A 15,707-nucleotide genomic window follows, 5' to 3' on the forward strand; every position below is an offset into this window, starting at 1 on the left:
GGTCGCCTCACGCCCCGGCGTTCGCGCGCGCGAGCCTGACGGGCCAGGCCAGGGCTTCCGGCAACGCTCGCCCGACCGTCTCGGCGAAGGCGGCGGCGGTCCCGCTGTTCCAGGCGCCCTCGACAATGGGGGCGAGCGCCACGCCGACCCCCACCAGGTAAACGATGACAACGATCGCGAGCACGAGCCGCATGGTCCCCTCCAGGGCAGTCCCACCCACGACAACGCCGGCCTGACGCGATTGTTCCATGGCGGCAAGCGCGTCGGCTGGGGCGCCCCGATCAGGGATCGGCGCGGCGCGCGAACGGGATCACTGCGTTCTGGTCGCCCGGCATCAGCATCTGCGGCGTCTGCCTGAACTCCCATCCGTCCGGCTTGCGCTTGAGGATCCAGACGACGTCGAAGCGGTCGCCCGGCCAAGCCTCCGGCGTCGCGGGCGCATTGGGAAGCGCTGCGACCGCGCCCGGGATCGCCTTGTGCTCCCAGCACACGAGCACGACCCCGCTTTCCCTCATCACCGCGTCGGCCAGAGCCTGCGCGTCGTCCTTGGCGATCGTCGCGTTGAACGGCTGCGGCCCGGATTCCGGCCACAAAGCCTGCGCCAGGGGGATGACCGTCTGAGCCGGGCGCTTGCTGCCCTCGTCCGCCGCCGCGGCGAACACGACGTCCGGCCTCTCGATGTGCCGCGCGCTCGGTTGGGCGAAGAAGCCGACCAGCCGTCGCGCCCGCTCCCACCCGGTCTCGCTCAGGCTTCGGAGGTCCGGCGAACCGTCTGCGGTGAAGCCGGGCGCCCTGTCAGGCACGGGCTTCTCGGCATGACGGATGATCATGATTCGCGTCGGGCTCATAAGGCACCCCCTTGCGGTCGGGTGACGCTATCCGTTCCCCCAGCGCATCATAGCACGAACGGGATGAGCGCCCGCGTGCGATTTGCATAATTCCGGTAGGCGTCGCCGAACTCGCGGCGCATCACCGCCTCCTCCACCCGGAGTTTGCGCCACAGCGCGGCGGCGGCGAGGACCACCGCGAGGATCGCGCGCCCTTCGCCGACCGCGACCGCCGTCCCGATCAGGGCGAGCAGGAGCCCGGCGTCGATCGGGCGCCGGACCCATTGATAGGGGCCGGTGACGACGAGGGTGTGGCCGTGCTTCAGCGTCACCGCGCCGCTCCAGTTCCCGGCCAGCCAGACGCGCGCCCAGACGGCGAAGGCGAGGCCGGCGAAGGTCAGCGACGTCCCGAGCCGGACGAAGCGCATGTCGGGGGGCAGGAAGCGCGCGTCGAGGAGCGGAACCGGAACGTTCGGCGCGGCGAGCAGGTACGCGGCGACCAAGAGCGGCAGGACATGTGTCAGCCGCGACGCAACACCCTCCCGCGCCGCGTCCGCCTTCACCCTTCGCGCGAAAACCATCCGGACCGCGAACCAGGCGAGCCACAGGACGGGGATGATCAGCCGATACGACACCGTAGCGCCTCCGCGAGCGTTGCCGCTCGGCCATCAGGATCCAGACGACAGGGAAGCAGCCGGCGCGCCCGGGTTTCGGGTCGGGGGGAGCCATCGCTCGCGAAGCCCGGCGCCCGCTCCGGAACGGGCTTCTCCATATGTCGGATGACCATGACTCCGGTCGGGCCGATGGGACGCCTCCGTGCTGGTCTATCCGTCCGCGGCGGCGTCACAGCACGAACGGGATCAGCGCCCGCGTGCGACTGGCGTAACGCGCGTAGGCGTCGCCGAACTGCCGCCGCATGACGGTCTCCTCGATCGTCAGCTTGCGCCACCATGCGACGCCGACGAGCGCGACGCCGAGCACGGCGCGCCATTCCCCGACCGCGAGGGCGGTTCCGGCGAGGCCGAACAGAATTCCGGTGTAGATCGGGTGGCGGACGAGAGCGTAGGGCCCGTCGACGACGAGCTCGTGGTCGCGCTTCAGCGTGACGTCCGAGCTCCAGTTCCCCGCGATCCAGAGCCGCGCCCAGATGGCGAAGGCTATTCCGGCGACCGTCACGGCCGCGCCCAGCCGGACGGGCCAGAGCGCCAGCGGAACGAAGCGGCCGTCGAGCGGCGGGACGGGGATGTCCGGCGCCGCGATGAGAACGATGCCGAGCGCCAGCGGCAGATAATGCGAGAGCCGGGAAAAGGCGTCCTCCCGCTCGGCGACCGCCTTCCCGCCGCGCGCCATCGCGATCCAGACGGCGACGAAGCCGAGCCACAGGACGGGGAAGAGCCAGCGATAGAGGGCGCCCCCGGCCTCGAGGTCGAGGGGCGTCACGCTTCGATCTGCTGCACTTCCTGTACGTCAGGCAGGAAGTGCTTGAGCAGGTTTTGGATCCCGTGCCGGAGCGTCGCGGTCGAGGACGGGCAGCCGGAGCAGGCGCCCTTCATCTTGAGATAGACGATCCCGTCGCGAAAGCCCTTGAACACGATGTCGCCGCCGTCGCCGGCGACCGCGGGCCTGACGCGGGTCTCGAGCAATTCCTTGATCGCCTCGACCGTCTCGGCGTCCTTCGGGTCGAAGAACTCGCCGGTCGTCACCCGGTCTGCGCCGCCGGCCTCGATCAGCGGGGCGCCGGAGAGGAAGAATTCGGTCACGACGCCGAGAACGGCGGGGCGAAGATGCTGCCACTCGCCCTCGGCCTTGGTCACCGAGATGAAATCGTTGGCGAAGAACACGCCCGTCACCCCGGGAAGCTCCATCAGCGCCCTGGCGAGCGGCGAGCGCTCCGCATCGGCCGGATCGCGCGCCTCGAACGTGCCGTCCTCCATCACGGTCCTGCCCGGCAGGAACTTCAAGGTTGCGGGGTTGGGGGTCGCTTCGGTCTGGATGAACATGGGGCGGGGCTCCTCGAAGGGATTAGATAGGTGGGCGCGGGCGTCGAGGCAAGGCGTCGGGAAGGGGCCTCGCCGGAGTCGCAGGAAGGACGGCCGACGCCTCGGCGTCCCGCAGCGGTCGACTCCGGATGGAGCGTCGCGGACGGCCGGGCCAGCGGTCGAGTCGAGGCCCACGGAGGCTCGCTCGCAGTTCCGACTCACAAAGAGACACCGATGTTACGCTGCGCCATACCGGCGCCTTGCCTTTTCCACAAACCTATGTAAACCAGCGCCGGCTTGAGGTTTGACGATATATGTGAGGACTGGCGTAAACATGATGAAGATTCTTCCTGTCGGCGCTGCGGTTTGCGCCCTGCTCGCCCTTGGGGCGAGCGGCGCGAAGGCGTCGACTTTCGTAGTGTCTTACGAAGGCGAGGCGGCGGGCGTCGAGAACACCACCGCAACCTTCAAGACGAATGCGTCTGGCGTCAAAGAGGGTGGAGTCGAGACCTTCAACAGCCAGCCGGTGCATGGCTATCCGCAGACCATCACCACGGATTACGGCACAGGCGGTCTCATCACGGGAACCTACACGGCGGGAACCGCGAGCGGAATTCAGATCAACGCGGCCGACCAGTACGGCGGCGCGGGTGGAAACACCAATTACATCGCCGCGTTCACCGGCACGCCCTACACGCTCACCCTGTCGTCCACGATCCCCGGCGGAATCGACTATTTCGGATTCTGGCTGTCGGCGCTGGACAAGGGCAACTTCGTCACCTTCTACGGCGGCGACGGCAACAAGCTGTTCACCTTCGATCCGCAGGACGTACTCACAGCGGTCGCACAATCGGCGGACCCGAGCCTGTACTACGGAAATCCGAACCCGGGCAGCTTCCACGGCAAAGACAGCGGCGAGCCGTATATCTTCCTGAACTTCTTCGACCAGGGTGGAACGTTCAGCAAGATCGAGTTCAGCGAGGTCAATAACGGCGGCGGCTACGAGTCCGACAACCATACCGTCGGCCAGTACGCGACAATGGGCAATGGCACGGTCATTCAACTGGTCCATTCCGTCACCGTGCCGGAGCCGTCGACCTGGGCGATGATGCTGGCAGGGTTCGCCGGGCTCCTCTGGGCGGGCGCTCACGGCAAGCGACGTCCCGTCCGGTCGATCGACGCCTGAGCGCGCCGGATCATCCTCGAGAGGCGGCGACTATCAGCGCGTGCGACGGCGGCGGCCGCCGCCCCGGCGCGGCGTCGCCGTCGTCGTCAGCGTCTCCAATGCTGGAGGCGAGCAAGGCCGGTCTCTTGACATGAAGCAGGGCCGGAGCGGCCTCGCCGCTTCGGCCCCAGCTCTTCGGAGAGTGATCGCGGCTGCCTCTTCGAGGCTTTTGGCCGTGGCCTGCTCCGACCGATTCGCCCTCGTCACCAATGCCAATCCTTGGCCGAACTGGCCGCGGCAGGATGAGACGGTCGACGGCTTCTACGATGAGCGGATTCGCGGCCGACGTCTTGATCTGGATCAACGAGCCGACGGAATCGGCGTCGCGGAATTGCGAAGGCGATATCGAGGACGTCTGACCCCGAGCGGGGCGCCGAGCTGCAGCGCCCTTGTTCAACCCAGCGCCGCGCGCCATGCTCACGCCCGACTTTATGGCTTCTTTCGGATACGATACTTCCGACAGAACTTGCCCTCCGGCGGATATTCCCTATCAGAGGGTCTGGACCGATTGGCCAGACTCAGCCAGCCTCTTCAGCGATTGCACCCAGTCCTCGTGCGAGGCGAGGAGTTCGGAGCGGACGCGCCGCGCCAAGATCAACAGAAGCAAACCTTTCTGCGCTTCTTCCGTGATCACCGTGCAGCCGTTCTGCGTCGGCTCGATGTACCACGGATGTGCGCCGCTTGTTCCAGCCGGGCCGTTGGCGGACCAGACGAGCATGCTATAGGGATCGAACGTAACGACTTCCGGCTCGAAGGAATATCCTAGCGTCTTGAAGCGAAATTCGCGCCGGCCTGTAAGGCGGCGCCGCCGCGCAAAATGGATACGTCCGAACAGTGTTTGTACCATCGCGGCCACGCGACGCAGTCGATGAGCAGCGACCATACCCTTTGCGGTGACGCTCTGATGTCGACCGTGTTGTGGGCGAACACGACGGCCGACGATGGGGAATGCTGACGAGGCCAGACGATTCGGCGGTTAGGAGTTTGGGCGTCACTGGGCATGGGTCGATCTCGTCGCGAGAGCTCCTGGCCATTGTGGCGGTCGCGGCCAGGTTGGCCTCGGCCTTTTTCGACGGCTTCCTGTCGTCGATCGCTGTCGACGTTCCTTTCGAGGATGGCGGCTCGGTGCGCGCGAGACGGTCGATCAGGGCCAGGCCGAGCGGCCAAAGAGGCTCGGTCCCGCGCGACGCTCGGTCAGCATCGCGCTGCCTTTCCGAATTGGCCCAAGTCGTTCTCGTGAGACGCAGGCTAGCGCTCCACCCGCGTCCAGCCGTGCAGGCCGAGGCGCTCCTGCGGCAGGTAGGCGGCCTTGTAGCCCATCTTCTTCGAACCCTCGACCCAGTAGCCGAGGTAGACGTGCGGCAGGCCGAGCGCGCGCGCCTTCTCGATGTGGTCGAGAATGACGTAGGCGCCGAGCGACCGGCGCGCATGGTGCGGGGCGTAGAAGGAATAGACCAGCGACAGGCCGTCCGCGAGCCTGTCCGTCAGGCAGACGGCGTAGAGCGGGCCTGCCTCGTTCGGGGTCCTGCGCAGCCGGTATTCGGCGAGCTGGGTGTCGATGTGGGTGTCTTCGACCATCATCGCAAAGTCGAGCGAGGACATGTCGGCCATGCCGCCCTCGGGGTGCCGCGCGTCGAGATAGGCGCGGAACAGCGAGAAATGCTCGTTGGTGGGCTTGGGCGGAACGAAGCTTCCGAGGAGGTCGGCGTTGGCGCGGATCGCCCGGCGCTGGCTGTCGTTCGGACGGAAGTCGTCGACCAGCACGCGCACCGAGACGCAGGCGCGGCAACTTTCGCAGGCCGGCCGGTAGGCGATGGTCTGCGAGCGACGGAAGCCGGTCTGGGTCAGGAGGTCGTTGAGCGAGGCGGCGCGCTTGCCGACCAGATGGGTAAAGATCTTCCGTTCCTGCTGCCCGGCCAGATAGGGGCACGGCGAAGGCGCGGTTAGATAGAACTGCGGGGCGTCGCGCACTTCCCTGGTCACGCCGTGCCCTCTCCCGTGTTCCGCTCCCTTGGTGGTCTACCGGTCCGGCGTCACATCCGCCGGACCACGACGACGCCGGACAGGATGTCGTGCAGGCAGCGCTTCTCCGAATCGACCAGGGACACGAGGAAGATCGGCGGAAAGAACCAGCTGACGTAGAACAGCACCGCCTGCACGGCCGCGTTGACGAACGGGACGCGCTGGCCGCTGTCGTGCGTGCGCATCTCGAGGTCCATCAGGCGCATGCCGGGCGTCGCCATTCGCTGTCCGGACACCGTGAGGCCGTTGTAGAAGAACGCGACGATCGGCCACAGCGGCGGCAGGACGAACAGCGCGAATCCCAGCGTCAGAACGACCGACGTGGTCCAGAACAGCGCGACCAGAACGCTCACCAGCACGAAGTCGAAGCAGGCCGCGACCATGCGTCGCGTGCGGACGCCGGCGAACGCGTCGGCGCGAAGCGAAGGCGCCGGCGACATGGCCACGAACTGAGACATACGATCCTCCGGGCTCGACGCCCCTTAGAGTAGCAGGGAGGATGTGGGACGGGCGGCGCCCAAGTCAAGATCGGCCTTGTCGCAGGCCGACGGGAACGGCGCTCTTTCCGAGCAGGCCCGAGGGCCTGAGGGCGATGAACAGGATCATGAGGGCGTAGACGGCGATGTCGCGATCGTCGATCGGGAACGCCGCCGACCATCCGGTTTCGACCGCGCCGATCACCAGCCCGCCGAGAAAGGCGCCCGGCAGCGATCCGATGCCGCCCACGATCGCCGCGGCCAGCGCTTTCAGGGTCAGGGTCGCCGACAGCGCGTAGCCGACCGCGCCGAAGGCGGCCGTCATGATCGCGCCGGCGAGGCCGGCGAGCGCGCCCGCGAGCGCGAAAGCGCGCGCAAGGGTCGCCGCCGGGCTGACCCCGTGCATCTCGGCCGCGAGTGGGTCGTCGGCGTAGGCGCGCCATTCGCGCCCGGCCCGGGTGCGGCGAAAGACGACCACGAGCGCGACCGCGACCGCGAGCGCGACGCCGGCGGACACGAAGGTCATCGGGCTCGCGACCGCGACGAAGTCGGGCGAGCGCGCCAGCGCGAACGGCCGATTGAGCACCGGCGTCATCCAGCTCGTCCGGTCGCCCTGCGCGAGGCGCAGCAGTTCCTGAAGGAAAATGGCGAGGCCCACGGTCGCGACCATCATCTGCAAGCCGCGCGCGTTTCTCAGCGGGATGAACACCGCATGCGCCGCCGCGTATCCCCAGCCCAGCACCACGAGGCCCGCCATGACGAAGGCGGCCGCGAGCAGCGGCGCCGGGGGCGCCCCGGCGAGCGCCAGCGCGGTCATCGCTGCGCCGTAGCCGCCCGCCGCCGCGAGCTCGCCGAAAGCGAAGTTGATCCGGCCGACGAGCCCGTAGATCAGCGAATAGGCGGCGGCGAGCAGGGCGTAGACCGCCGCGAGCGGCAGCCCGTCGACCGCCATCTGGATGGCGTAGACCGCGCGCCTCGGCAGGACGGGCGCGTCGCGGATGCCGCCGAGCGGCGCCGGGTCGGCGGCGCGGCCGTCCGGCGTGGCGAGCCAGTAGCGGACGAGGACGAACAGGCGCCCCTCGTCGAGCGGCTCGCCGTCGAGGGTCAGCGCCGTCAGGTCGCGCGACTCCCGCGGTCGTCCGGGCGCCCGAAAGCGGCAGGCGGCGACGTGTCGGCCCGGCGCCTCGCCGGGCGCGCTCGAGGAAAATGCGACCTCGAGCCCGCGGCCGTCCGGGTCGGCGCGCTCGCTCAGGATCGAGATCTCGCCGCCGTCAGGCGTCAGCGCGGGCAGGGCCATGCGGCACAGCCGGGCCTGATCGGTCTCGACGACGGGCGAGCAGCCCGCGAGCAGGCCGGCGAGGGCGATGGCGAGCGCGATCCGCTTCACTGGCCGCGCCTTCGCGCGGCCAGCCGCTTCTGTTTGGCGCGATTGCCGCACACCTCCATCTCGCACCACCGGCGGGCGTTGTTCCGGCTCGTGTCGCAGAACAGCCAGCCGCAGGCGTGGCCCTCGCAGACCTTGATGCGGCTGAAGTCGCCCTCGGTGAACAGTCTCGCCGCGGCGAGCGCGATCGGGCCGAGCGCCGCCTCGACCGGGGCGGCCTCGACGCGCCAGCGCCAAAAGCCGCGCCCGTCGGCGATCGCGAGGCGGCCGGCGGCGAGGCAGCGCGCGTGCAGAGCCGAGAGCGCCGCGAGCGCGTCGTCGGGCGGAGGGGCGCCCCCGGCGATCGATTCGCCGACGGTCTGGATCGCCGCGCGCAAGGGGAGCGCGTCGCCGAGGAGCGCCTGCGCCCGTCCGGGCCGGCCGTCGAGCGCCCGGCGCAGAGACGCGACGTCCGGGCCGGAAAGCGCCTCGGCGTGCTCGATCCAGGCCACGACGTCCTCCGGTTCGCGCAGGTGATTTTGATGCTGGTCCGTGCCGCGGCCGGACTCCGTGTTGGCGAAGTCGAAGGCCAACGATCCGCCCACGAGCGGCAGGGAACCGGCGCGGGACGGGGGGAGGGGGGCGTCGCTAACTGTCATTCCACGCTTTACAAGTTAGGTCTACCTGTTACCTTCCGCAAGCTAACTGATCAAAGCACAATAGGAGGTTAAGATGCGGAACAGCGTGTTGGCGTCTCTCTCGTTCGCCGTCTCTCTCGCCATCGCCGGGCCGGCGCCTGCTCAAGTCAGAATCGGCGTCGCCGGACCGATCACCGGCGCCAACGCCGCCTTCGGCGCCCAGCTCGCGCAAGGCGCCGGGCAGGCGGTGGAGGACATCAACAAGGCGGGCGGCATCCTCGGCCAGAAGCTCGCGCTCGAGCAGGGCGACGACGTCAGCGATCCGAAGCAGGGCGTGTCGGTCGCCAACAAATTCGTCGGCGACGGCGTCAAGTTCGTCATCGGCCACTTCAACTCGGGCGTGACCATCCCCGCTTCCGACGTCTATGCGGAGAACGACATTCTCTTCATCACACCCTCGGCGACCAACCCGAAGGTGACGGACCGCAAGCTGTGGGACGCGTTCCGCACCTGCGGCCGCGACGACCAGCAGGGCCTCGTCTGGGCCGAACTCGCCCGCGACAAGCTCAAGGGCAAGAAGATCGCGATCGTCCACGACAAGACCACCTACGGCAAGGGCCTCGCCGACGCGGCGCGCGACAGCATGCACGGGTTCGGCGTCGCCGAAGTCCTCTACGAAGGCGTCAACACCGGCGAAAAGGATTATTCCGCGATCGTCTCGAAGATCAAGGAATCCGGCGCCGACTATCTGATGTGGGGCGGCCTGCACACCGAGGGCGGCCTGATCCTGCGCCAGATGCGCGACCAAGGCATGACGACGGTCATGATCTCCGGCGACGGCATCACCGACTCGGAATTCGCCCAGATCGGCGGTCCGGGCGTCGAGGGCACGTTGATGACCTTCGGCCCCGAACCGCGCCGGAACCCGAACGCCGCGGAGGCGGTCGCGTCCTTCAAGGCGAAAGGCTTCGAGCCGCAGGGCTACACGCTCTACTCCTACGCCGGCGTCCAGATTCTGAAGCAGGCGGCCGAGGCGGCGAAATCGCTCGACCCGAAGGCGGTCGCCAAGGTCATGCACTCCGGCATGCCGTTCCACACCGTGATCGGCGACATCGCCTTCGACGGCAAGGGCGACCGCACGACGGTCGACTACGTCTGGTACGTCTGGAAGAAGCAGCCCGACGGCAAGATCGGGTTCGAGCAGCTTTAGGACGAACGCGCGGCGCTGGCCGCGTCCCGTCGGCGGCCCGCGCTTCGTTTTGTCGCCCTCGTCGGTTCGGTTCGCCAGGGCGCGGCCGCCGCAGACGCGGCGGCGCTTCACCCGCGTCGGACGGACGGCGGCGATGGGACGCCTCGCTCCACTTGCGGCGGTCGGCGCACTGTGGTTTGCATGGTTGGCGAAGGGTTCCGCCAGCTTGGTTTCTGGCCACCCGAGTGATGAGACCGGAAAGGTTGTCTTGCACGCGGGCCCGAAGCCTTTCGTAGCCGATGCGAAGTCGGCAAGAGACGTCTCTCTGGATTACCTCAGAGCGACATTGACGCTCATGGTCGTGGCGCACCATAGCAGTCTGGCTTACACCCATTTCGCCCGCATCGATCCCAAGAACTATTTGGCTTCGACCGCGCCTGTTGTCGATGGAGCGCGCTGGCTGTTCCTCGATTACGCCGAGAATTTCAACGACGTGTTTTTCATGTCGCTGATGTTTTTCATATCCGGCCTGTTTGTCTTGCCTTCGCTGCGGCGCTCCGGCGCGGCGGCTTTCCTGGGTCAACGATTGCTGCGATTGGGCTTGCCGTTCGCGGTCGGCGTGACGGCGCTCATGCCGGCGGCCTATTACGCCGCCTGGCTCGCCGCCGGTCACCCCCGAGGCTACCTCGAGTTCTGGCGCCAGCACATCACGCACGGCTGGCCTCCCGGGCCGCTTTGGTTTGTCTGGGTGCTGCTGCTCTTCGACGGCGTCGCGGCGGCCCTATTTGCTGCTTTTCCCCGGCGCACGTTCGATTGTCCGTCAGTGTCCAGATGGTTCAAGGAGCGCCCGCTGCCAGCCTTTGGCGCCATGGTTTGTGTTTGCGCCCTGCTGTATCTGCCGATGCTGTCGATCTTCGGGTTTGGCTTTTGGGCCCCCCTGCTGACAAAGCCGTTTTATTTCCAGGTCTGCCGCATCGCCCTCTACCTCGCCTGGTTCTTCGCCGGCGCCTGGGTCGGCGCGGACGATCTCGAACGGGGACTGCTGTCGCGGAACGGTCGACTGGCGCGCGACTGGCGTTGGTGGCTGGCGGGCTGCTTTGTCGCGTATAACCTGCTGATCTTTGTCCCGCGCAACCAAAGCTTGACGAGCCTCCTGTCGGCGCACGGCATGGGGGCTTTGGAAGCGATCTTGTGGGTGATCAGTTGCGTGGCGAGCGGCTTCGGTTTCCTCGCCCTGTTCCGGGGCGTGGTTCGCACCCGCCGCGCCTGGATGGATTCGCTCGCGCGCAGCGCCTACGCGATCTATATCGTCCACTATGTTTTTGTTCTGTGGGCGCAATTCGCCCTGCTCGGCCAGCCGCTTCCGGCCGGGGCGAAATTCGTGGCGACCTTTGCCTTCGCGCTGCTGTTCAGTTGGATGACCGCGCAGGCGTTGCTCCGGATTCCCGGGGTGCGGCGAATCTTGTAGTCCTCGCCCACGACAATTCTCGTGACCGGCTCATCCGGCCATCTCGGCGAGGCGCTGATGCGCTCGCTGCGCGCAGAGGACCGCGTCGCGGTCGGACTCGACATCCTGCCCTCGCCCTTCACCGACATCGTCGGCTCGGTCGCCGACCGCGGCGTCGTCGCGCCGGCGATGCACGGCGTCAGTCGGCCCCGCCCGGCTTCCCCGGACACACGGCCTTGACCGCCGCCCACGCGTTCGCGTCGAGCAGGGGCGGGCCGTCGTTGGCGGCGTCGTCCGCTCTCAACGCCGCCAGCCGGTCCCGGGTCAGCGGATGGGACGCCAGATACGCCATCATGCTCTGGCTCTGCTCGCCTGTCAGGCGGAGCAGGAACGCGCCGAGCGGGGCCGAGGGCCGCCCGAGCCGGTGAAGAGCGCTCGCGGCGAATGCGTCGGCCTGCGCCTCCGCCTCGCGCGAATGCGCCGAGGTGACGAGTTCGCGCGACATGAAGATCACCGGGGTTGCGCCGGACACGTCGCCCATGAGCAGCGAGAGCAGGAAGGCGACGCCGCCATCGGCGATCATGAGCCGCAAGCCGTCGCGATGCGCGACGTGGCCGAGCTCATGGGCGACGACGCCGCCGAGCTCGTCGGGGTCGTGGGCCTTGTCGATGAGCGCGCTCAGCACATAGACACGCCCGCCGGGCAGCGCGAAGGCGTTCGGAATCCCGCTCCTCAGCACCGTGACAGTCACGGGCCTGCCGAGCTCGCCGGCGGTGGCGAGGCGCCTGGCGAGGCCCGCGAGCGCGGCGACGCCCTTGGCTTCGCGGCACCCGTCGCCGCCGAACATCGCCCTCACTTCGGTCGCCGCGGTGCGGCCGAGCCTCGCCTCCATCGCTTCGGGAACAAGGGGGGCGATGCGGTCGGCGAGGCGCGGCGCGGCGTCGATGGCGACGAACGCCACCGACGCGGCGGCGAGCAGCGACCAGAAGACAATGCGCGCGACTTCGCGCGCCGTGAGACCGGTTCGCCCCAGGTTCGGGCAAGCGGCTTCGACGCGCGCCCGCGAGTCGCGATCGGCGACATCGAGACGCGCAAGCTCCACGGCGTCGAGCGATTTCAGCCTGAGCGCGGCGGGGGCCGCGTCGACCATGCGGATCGCCGCGTAGCGCCACTCGGCGAGCGTTTGCTCGCCGTCGCGAATCTCCAGGGCGGCGCCGAAGCGCAACGCGACCTCCCGACCGGAGGCCGTCTCGCCGTCGAAATATCGCCCGCGCCCGTCCGGCGCGTGCGCCGCGCTCAAAAGCCCGCTCCCAGGTCGAAGCCGTCGAGCAACCCGGTGTCGAGCATCCCTTCGCCGATCGCGTCGCTGGCTTGCCCGGCCCGGCGAGCGAGCCTCAGCGTTTCGGCGTTGGCGACCGAGGTCGAGTCGACCACGGCGCGCCAGAACTGGTGAACGAGATAGGTGCGGTGCGCGGCGCCGATCAACGCGAGGACGGCCAGATAGGCCAAAGCCGAGGCCGCGGAGGACGCGATCCAGACGGCGTCCCCGGCGCCTTTCGCGGTCGGCGAGGGCGGCGAAGCGATGGCCGCGTGGATCGCGACGCCGGCGATCGAGCTCGCGAGCGAAATGGCGAGCGCGACGCCGACGTATCCGAGATAGATGCGGACGACCCTCCAGCCTTTCAGTGTGCACGCGAAGCCGGCGCCGCCGATCCTGAGGCCGTTCATGAACCAGCGCCATTCGAGCGCCTGAAACACCGCCCACACCCAGAAGAGCACAGGCACGGCGAGCGCTGCGACGAGGAAGGCGAACGGCAGCAGCGATTCGTTTCGGGTCGCCGCCGCGTCGGCCAGGAGGCCGATGGGAAGCAGCACGGCGAGCGTGGCGAGGACCCACAAGCCGACGCCGGCCTTGAAGAACGCCCACCCCGTTGCCTCGAAGCGCGCCGGCAGGTCGCCGTAGAAGGTGCGCCGCCACTTGAAGCGTTCGAGCGCCGCTGCGCGCCAGGGATGGGCGAGCCCCAGGGTCAGGATCACCACGATCATCAGGCCGACCGAGAGAAACGCGTATCGCCATCCCGCCGGCTTCATCCAGAACCGGACGCCGCGCCAGACCGTGCGGCTTACACGATATCGCCGGGCGCGGTAGGACGCGTACTGGAGCAGGAGGTAGATGAAGCCGAAGCTCGCGGCGCCGGCCGCCCACGCGGCGGCCCAGGCCAGATCGTCGGGAAAGCCTGCGGTTTCCGCCAGCAGTCCGACCAGGAACGAGGCGAGAAACAGCGGCGCGAGGATCGCGAGCGCGATCAGGTAGCCGATCAGAATCTCGAGCGGCCGGCCGGTGTATTCGAGCGCGTCGCCTTCGAGCGAGGTCGCCGACCAAATTCGCCGGCGTATCCCGGTCAGGAGCCAGAACCGGTAGAAGCCCACCGTGACGATTTCGAGCAGGCCGCCCTTCGCGGCGAACCAAAAGAACGAGCGGGCGTCGCTTTCGAATTTCGGGGCGGAGACGCCGTCCAACGTTTCCGAGGACGTCAGGGCGGACATGCGTTGCGGCCTCCGATCGGCGTTCCCGCAACGTATATACACTGCTTTCCGCGCTCTGTCTGTGAGTCGTCGGCGACGCCGAAGGCGGCGCGGCGGCGCATCCAGGCGGCCGCTGGCGATCGACGCCGATCGCGACGTCGTCACCTGCGTTGGCCGACCTCGCCGAACGCGAGGCGGTCGCCCCCCGGACGCGCAGGCCGAAGGGCGACCCCGTCGCCCGCCTCACTGCGCGGCGCGGAGCTCGTCGTAGGAGACCATCACGTGCTCGCGGTAGGCGGGCCGCGCGGTCAGCTTCGCGTAATAGTCGGCCAGGCTGCGGCGCGGCGGCCGAGGAATGTCGATGTCGAAATAGCGGTAGAGCAGGTAGCCGAACGCGACGTCGGCGAGGGTGAAATCGTCGCCGGCGAGGTAGGGAAGGGCGGTGAGGCGGCGCTCGGCGATGTCCAGATAACCGTCGAGCTCCGCGATCGCCCTCGCGATCGCCTGCGGGTCGCGGCGGCTCGGCGGCGTGCGCACGATGGCCGCGAAGACCGGCGCGGAAAAATTGCCCGTCACGTTGACCTTGGCCCATTCGGCCCACTTGTCGACCTGGGCGCGGGCCGCCAGGTCCTGGGGCCAGAAGGGCGCGGCGCCGTAGCGGCTCGCGAGATAGCGGTTGATTGCGGCGCTCTCCCACAGCGGCTCGCCGTCGCCGTCGCGCAGGACGGGAACGGTCCGGTTGGGGTTCATCGCCGTGAATTCGGGCGTGTCGACCCCGCCGAAGCGGTGGCCGAAGTCGTAGCGCTCGTACGGGAGGCCGAGCTCCGCCACGGTCCACATCACCGACTGCACGTTCGACGAGTTTCTCCGTCCCCAGATCCTGAGCATCGGTCGGCCTCCTTCGCGCCCGCCCCTGTGCTAGACGACGGCGGGGCGGCGTCAAGCCGCGCCGGGACATGCGCCATGACCATTCTCGTCACCGGAAGCGCCGGCCATCTCGGCGAAGCGCTGATGCGCTCGCTGCGCGCAGAAGACCGCGCCGCGGCCGGACTCGACATCCTGCCCGCGCCCTTCACCGACATCGTCGGCTCGGTCGCCGACCGCGGCGTCGTCGCGCCGGCGATGCAGGGCGTCCGGACGGTCCTGCATACGGCGACGCTGCACAAGCCGCATGTCGACACGCATGGGCGGGACGCCTTCGTCGAGACCAACGTGCGCGGGACGCTGATCCTGCTCGAGGAGGCGGTCCGGGCCGGGGTCGAGCGTTTCATCATGACCTCGACCACCAGCGCCTTCGGCGACGCGCTGAAACCGCCGCCGGGCGAGCCCGCGGCGTGGATCGACGAGACCGTCGCGCCGTCGCCGAAGAACATCTACGGCGTCACCAAGACCGCGGCGGAGGACCTCTGCCGGCTGTTCTGGCGCAACGAGGGGTTGCCCTGCATCGTCCTGAGAACCTCGCGTTTCTTCCCGGAAGCCGACGACGATCCGGAGGCGCGGGCGGCGTTCCCGGACGACAATCTGAAGCTCAATGAATTTCTCTATCGGCGGGTCGCGATCGAGGATGTGGTCGAGGCGCACCTCGCGGCGGCGGAGCGCGCGCCGGCGATCGGCTTCGGCAAATACATCATCAGCGCGACGACGCCCTTTCAGCGTGAGGACGCCGCCCGGCTGCGCTCCGACGCCGCCGCGGTCGCGCGCGAGCGGGCCGGGGGTTGGCGGGAGGAATACGCCCGCCGCGGCTGGCGCATGGCCGCCTCGATCGACCGCGTCTACGACAACGCGCTGGCGCGAGCCGAGCTCGGCTGGCGGCCGAAGTGGGATTTCGAGTCGGTCGTCGCGCGCCTCAAGGAAACCGGCGACATCCGCGGGCCGCTGGCGAAGGCGATCGGCGAGAAGGGGTATCATCCCGGACGCTTTGAAAACGGACCTGGCGCGGCCTCGTAGACGAATGCGTGTCCTTTGCTGGGCAGGCTGCAGGCCGGCTGGCGGCTTGGCGACCCGTGGCGGCCGAG

The 15,707-nt window shown here is 68.6% G+C and carries 18 protein-coding genes and 1 pseudogene; 5 read left to right on the plus strand and 14 right to left on the minus strand.

Annotated elements, in window-relative coordinates:
• Positions 1-7: 7 nt before the first annotated feature.
• The 5 genes from DFR50_RS20660 to DFR50_RS20680 all read right to left on the minus strand — a co-directional run bounded on the left by DFR50_RS20660 (position 8) and on the right by DFR50_RS20680 (position 2,827).
• Positions 8-193, minus strand: a complete 186-nt coding sequence (locus DFR50_RS20660) for a hypothetical protein (protein WP_113891161.1) — start codon at positions 191-193, stop codon at positions 8-10.
• A gap of 88 nt (positions 194-281) precedes the next feature.
• A complete protein-coding gene (locus DFR50_RS20665; protein WP_113891162.1) occupies positions 282-848 on the minus strand; it encodes a histidine phosphatase family protein in 567 nt (188 codons plus the stop codon).
• A 47-nt stretch (positions 849-895) separates the two neighbouring features.
• A complete protein-coding gene (locus DFR50_RS20670) occupies positions 896-1,462 on the minus strand; it encodes a methyltransferase family protein (RefSeq protein ID WP_113891163.1) in 567 nt (188 codons plus the stop codon).
• A 208-nt stretch (positions 1,463-1,670) separates the two neighbouring features.
• The gene (locus DFR50_RS20675) at positions 1,671-2,267 is read right to left on the minus strand and encodes a methyltransferase family protein (RefSeq protein WP_113891164.1); all 597 of its coding nucleotides are present in this window, start codon (positions 2,265-2,267) and stop codon (positions 1,671-1,673) included.
• Positions 2,264-2,827 carry a NifU family protein gene (locus tag DFR50_RS20680; RefSeq protein ID WP_113891165.1) on the minus strand — a complete coding sequence of 188 codons (564 nt, stop codon included), beginning with the start codon at positions 2,825-2,827 and terminating at the stop codon, positions 2,264-2,266. The genes DFR50_RS20675 and DFR50_RS20680 overlap by 4 nt, the downstream gene beginning before the upstream one ends.
• A gap of 313 nt (positions 2,828-3,140) precedes the next feature.
• Here DFR50_RS20680 and DFR50_RS20685 point away from each other — a divergent pair, with 313 nt between their 5' ends.
• Positions 3,141-3,992, plus strand: coding sequence for an Npun_F0296 family exosortase-dependent surface protein (locus DFR50_RS20685; protein ID WP_113891166.1), 852 nt, complete (start codon positions 3,141-3,143; stop codon positions 3,990-3,992).
• 529 nt (positions 3,993-4,521) lie between these two features.
• Here DFR50_RS20685 and DFR50_RS32220 read toward each other — a convergent pair.
• The 6 genes from DFR50_RS32220 to DFR50_RS20715 all read right to left on the minus strand — a co-directional run bounded on the left by DFR50_RS32220 (position 4,522) and on the right by DFR50_RS20715 (position 8,551).
• Positions 4,522-4,887 (minus strand): SRPBCC family protein, encoded by a 366-nt coding sequence (locus DFR50_RS32220; RefSeq protein WP_170153309.1) that lies wholly within the window; start codon positions 4,885-4,887, stop codon positions 4,522-4,524.
• Positions 4,794-5,033, minus strand: coding sequence for an SRPBCC family protein (locus DFR50_RS33635; RefSeq protein ID WP_113891168.1), 240 nt, complete (start codon positions 5,031-5,033; stop codon positions 4,794-4,796). Before DFR50_RS33635 ends, DFR50_RS32220 begins: the two co-directional genes overlap by 94 nt.
• A 246-nt stretch (positions 5,034-5,279) precedes the next feature.
• Positions 5,280-6,014: an arginyltransferase gene (locus tag DFR50_RS20700; protein ID WP_113891169.1), complete on the minus strand. Its 735-nt coding sequence runs from the start codon at positions 6,012-6,014 to the stop codon at positions 5,280-5,282.
• Positions 6,015-6,064: 50 nt separating this feature from the next.
• Positions 6,065-6,511, minus strand: a complete 447-nt coding sequence (locus DFR50_RS20705) for an RDD family protein (protein WP_113891170.1) — start codon at positions 6,509-6,511, stop codon at positions 6,065-6,067.
• A gap of 64 nt (positions 6,512-6,575) precedes the next feature.
• On the minus strand, positions 6,576-7,916 hold the full coding sequence (locus DFR50_RS20710; protein WP_113891171.1) for a branched-chain amino acid ABC transporter permease: 1,341 nt from the start codon (positions 7,914-7,916) through the stop codon (positions 6,576-6,578).
• Positions 7,913-8,551, minus strand: coding sequence for a CGNR zinc finger domain-containing protein (locus tag DFR50_RS20715; protein ID WP_113891172.1), 639 nt, complete (start codon positions 8,549-8,551; stop codon positions 7,913-7,915). Before DFR50_RS20715 ends, DFR50_RS20710 begins: the two co-directional genes overlap by 4 nt.
• Before the next feature lie 73 nt (positions 8,552-8,624).
• Between DFR50_RS20715 and DFR50_RS20720 the strand changes: the two genes are divergently transcribed.
• From DFR50_RS20720 to DFR50_RS33640, 3 genes and pseudogenes are all read left to right on the plus strand, one after another.
• Complete coding sequence (locus tag DFR50_RS20720; RefSeq protein WP_113891173.1) at positions 8,625-9,740, plus strand: branched-chain amino acid ABC transporter substrate-binding protein; 1,116 nt, start codon at positions 8,625-8,627, stop codon at positions 9,738-9,740.
• A 133-nt stretch (positions 9,741-9,873) separates the two neighbouring features.
• Positions 9,874-11,187: an acyltransferase family protein gene (locus DFR50_RS20725; protein WP_147262828.1), complete on the plus strand. Its 1,314-nt coding sequence runs from the start codon at positions 9,874-9,876 to the stop codon at positions 11,185-11,187.
• 57 nt (positions 11,188-11,244) lie between these two features.
• A pseudogene (locus DFR50_RS33640) lies at positions 11,245-11,370 on the plus strand (NAD-dependent epimerase/dehydratase family protein); the annotation flags it as partial.
• Here the strand turns inward: DFR50_RS33640 and DFR50_RS20735 are convergent.
• The 3 genes from DFR50_RS20735 to DFR50_RS20745 all read right to left on the minus strand — a co-directional run bounded on the left by DFR50_RS20735 (position 11,366) and on the right by DFR50_RS20745 (position 14,580).
• The gene (locus DFR50_RS20735; RefSeq protein ID WP_425376084.1) at positions 11,366-12,316 is read right to left on the minus strand and encodes a M48 family metallopeptidase; all 951 of its coding nucleotides are present in this window, start codon (positions 12,314-12,316) and stop codon (positions 11,366-11,368) included. The pseudogene DFR50_RS33640 and the gene DFR50_RS20735 sit on opposite strands and share 5 nt — an antisense overlap.
• Positions 12,317-12,462: 146 nt before the next feature.
• A complete protein-coding gene (locus tag DFR50_RS20740; protein WP_113891177.1) occupies positions 12,463-13,713 on the minus strand; it encodes a DUF898 family protein in 1,251 nt (416 codons plus the stop codon).
• Between the two features lie 222 nt (positions 13,714-13,935).
• Positions 13,936-14,580 (minus strand): glutathione S-transferase family protein, encoded by a 645-nt coding sequence (locus DFR50_RS20745; RefSeq protein WP_113891178.1) that lies wholly within the window; start codon positions 14,578-14,580, stop codon positions 13,936-13,938.
• A 75-nt stretch (positions 14,581-14,655) separates the two neighbouring features.
• On the opposite strand from DFR50_RS20745, the gene DFR50_RS20750 reads away from it, so the two are divergent.
• Positions 14,656-15,639: an NAD-dependent epimerase/dehydratase family protein gene (locus tag DFR50_RS20750; protein ID WP_113891179.1), complete on the plus strand. Its 984-nt coding sequence runs from the start codon at positions 14,656-14,658 to the stop codon at positions 15,637-15,639.
• Positions 15,640-15,707 lie beyond the last annotated feature (68 nt).

It is taken from the genome of Roseiarcus fermentans, assembly GCF_003315135.1.
Taxonomy (GTDB): domain Bacteria; phylum Pseudomonadota; class Alphaproteobacteria; order Rhizobiales; family Beijerinckiaceae; genus Roseiarcus; species Roseiarcus fermentans.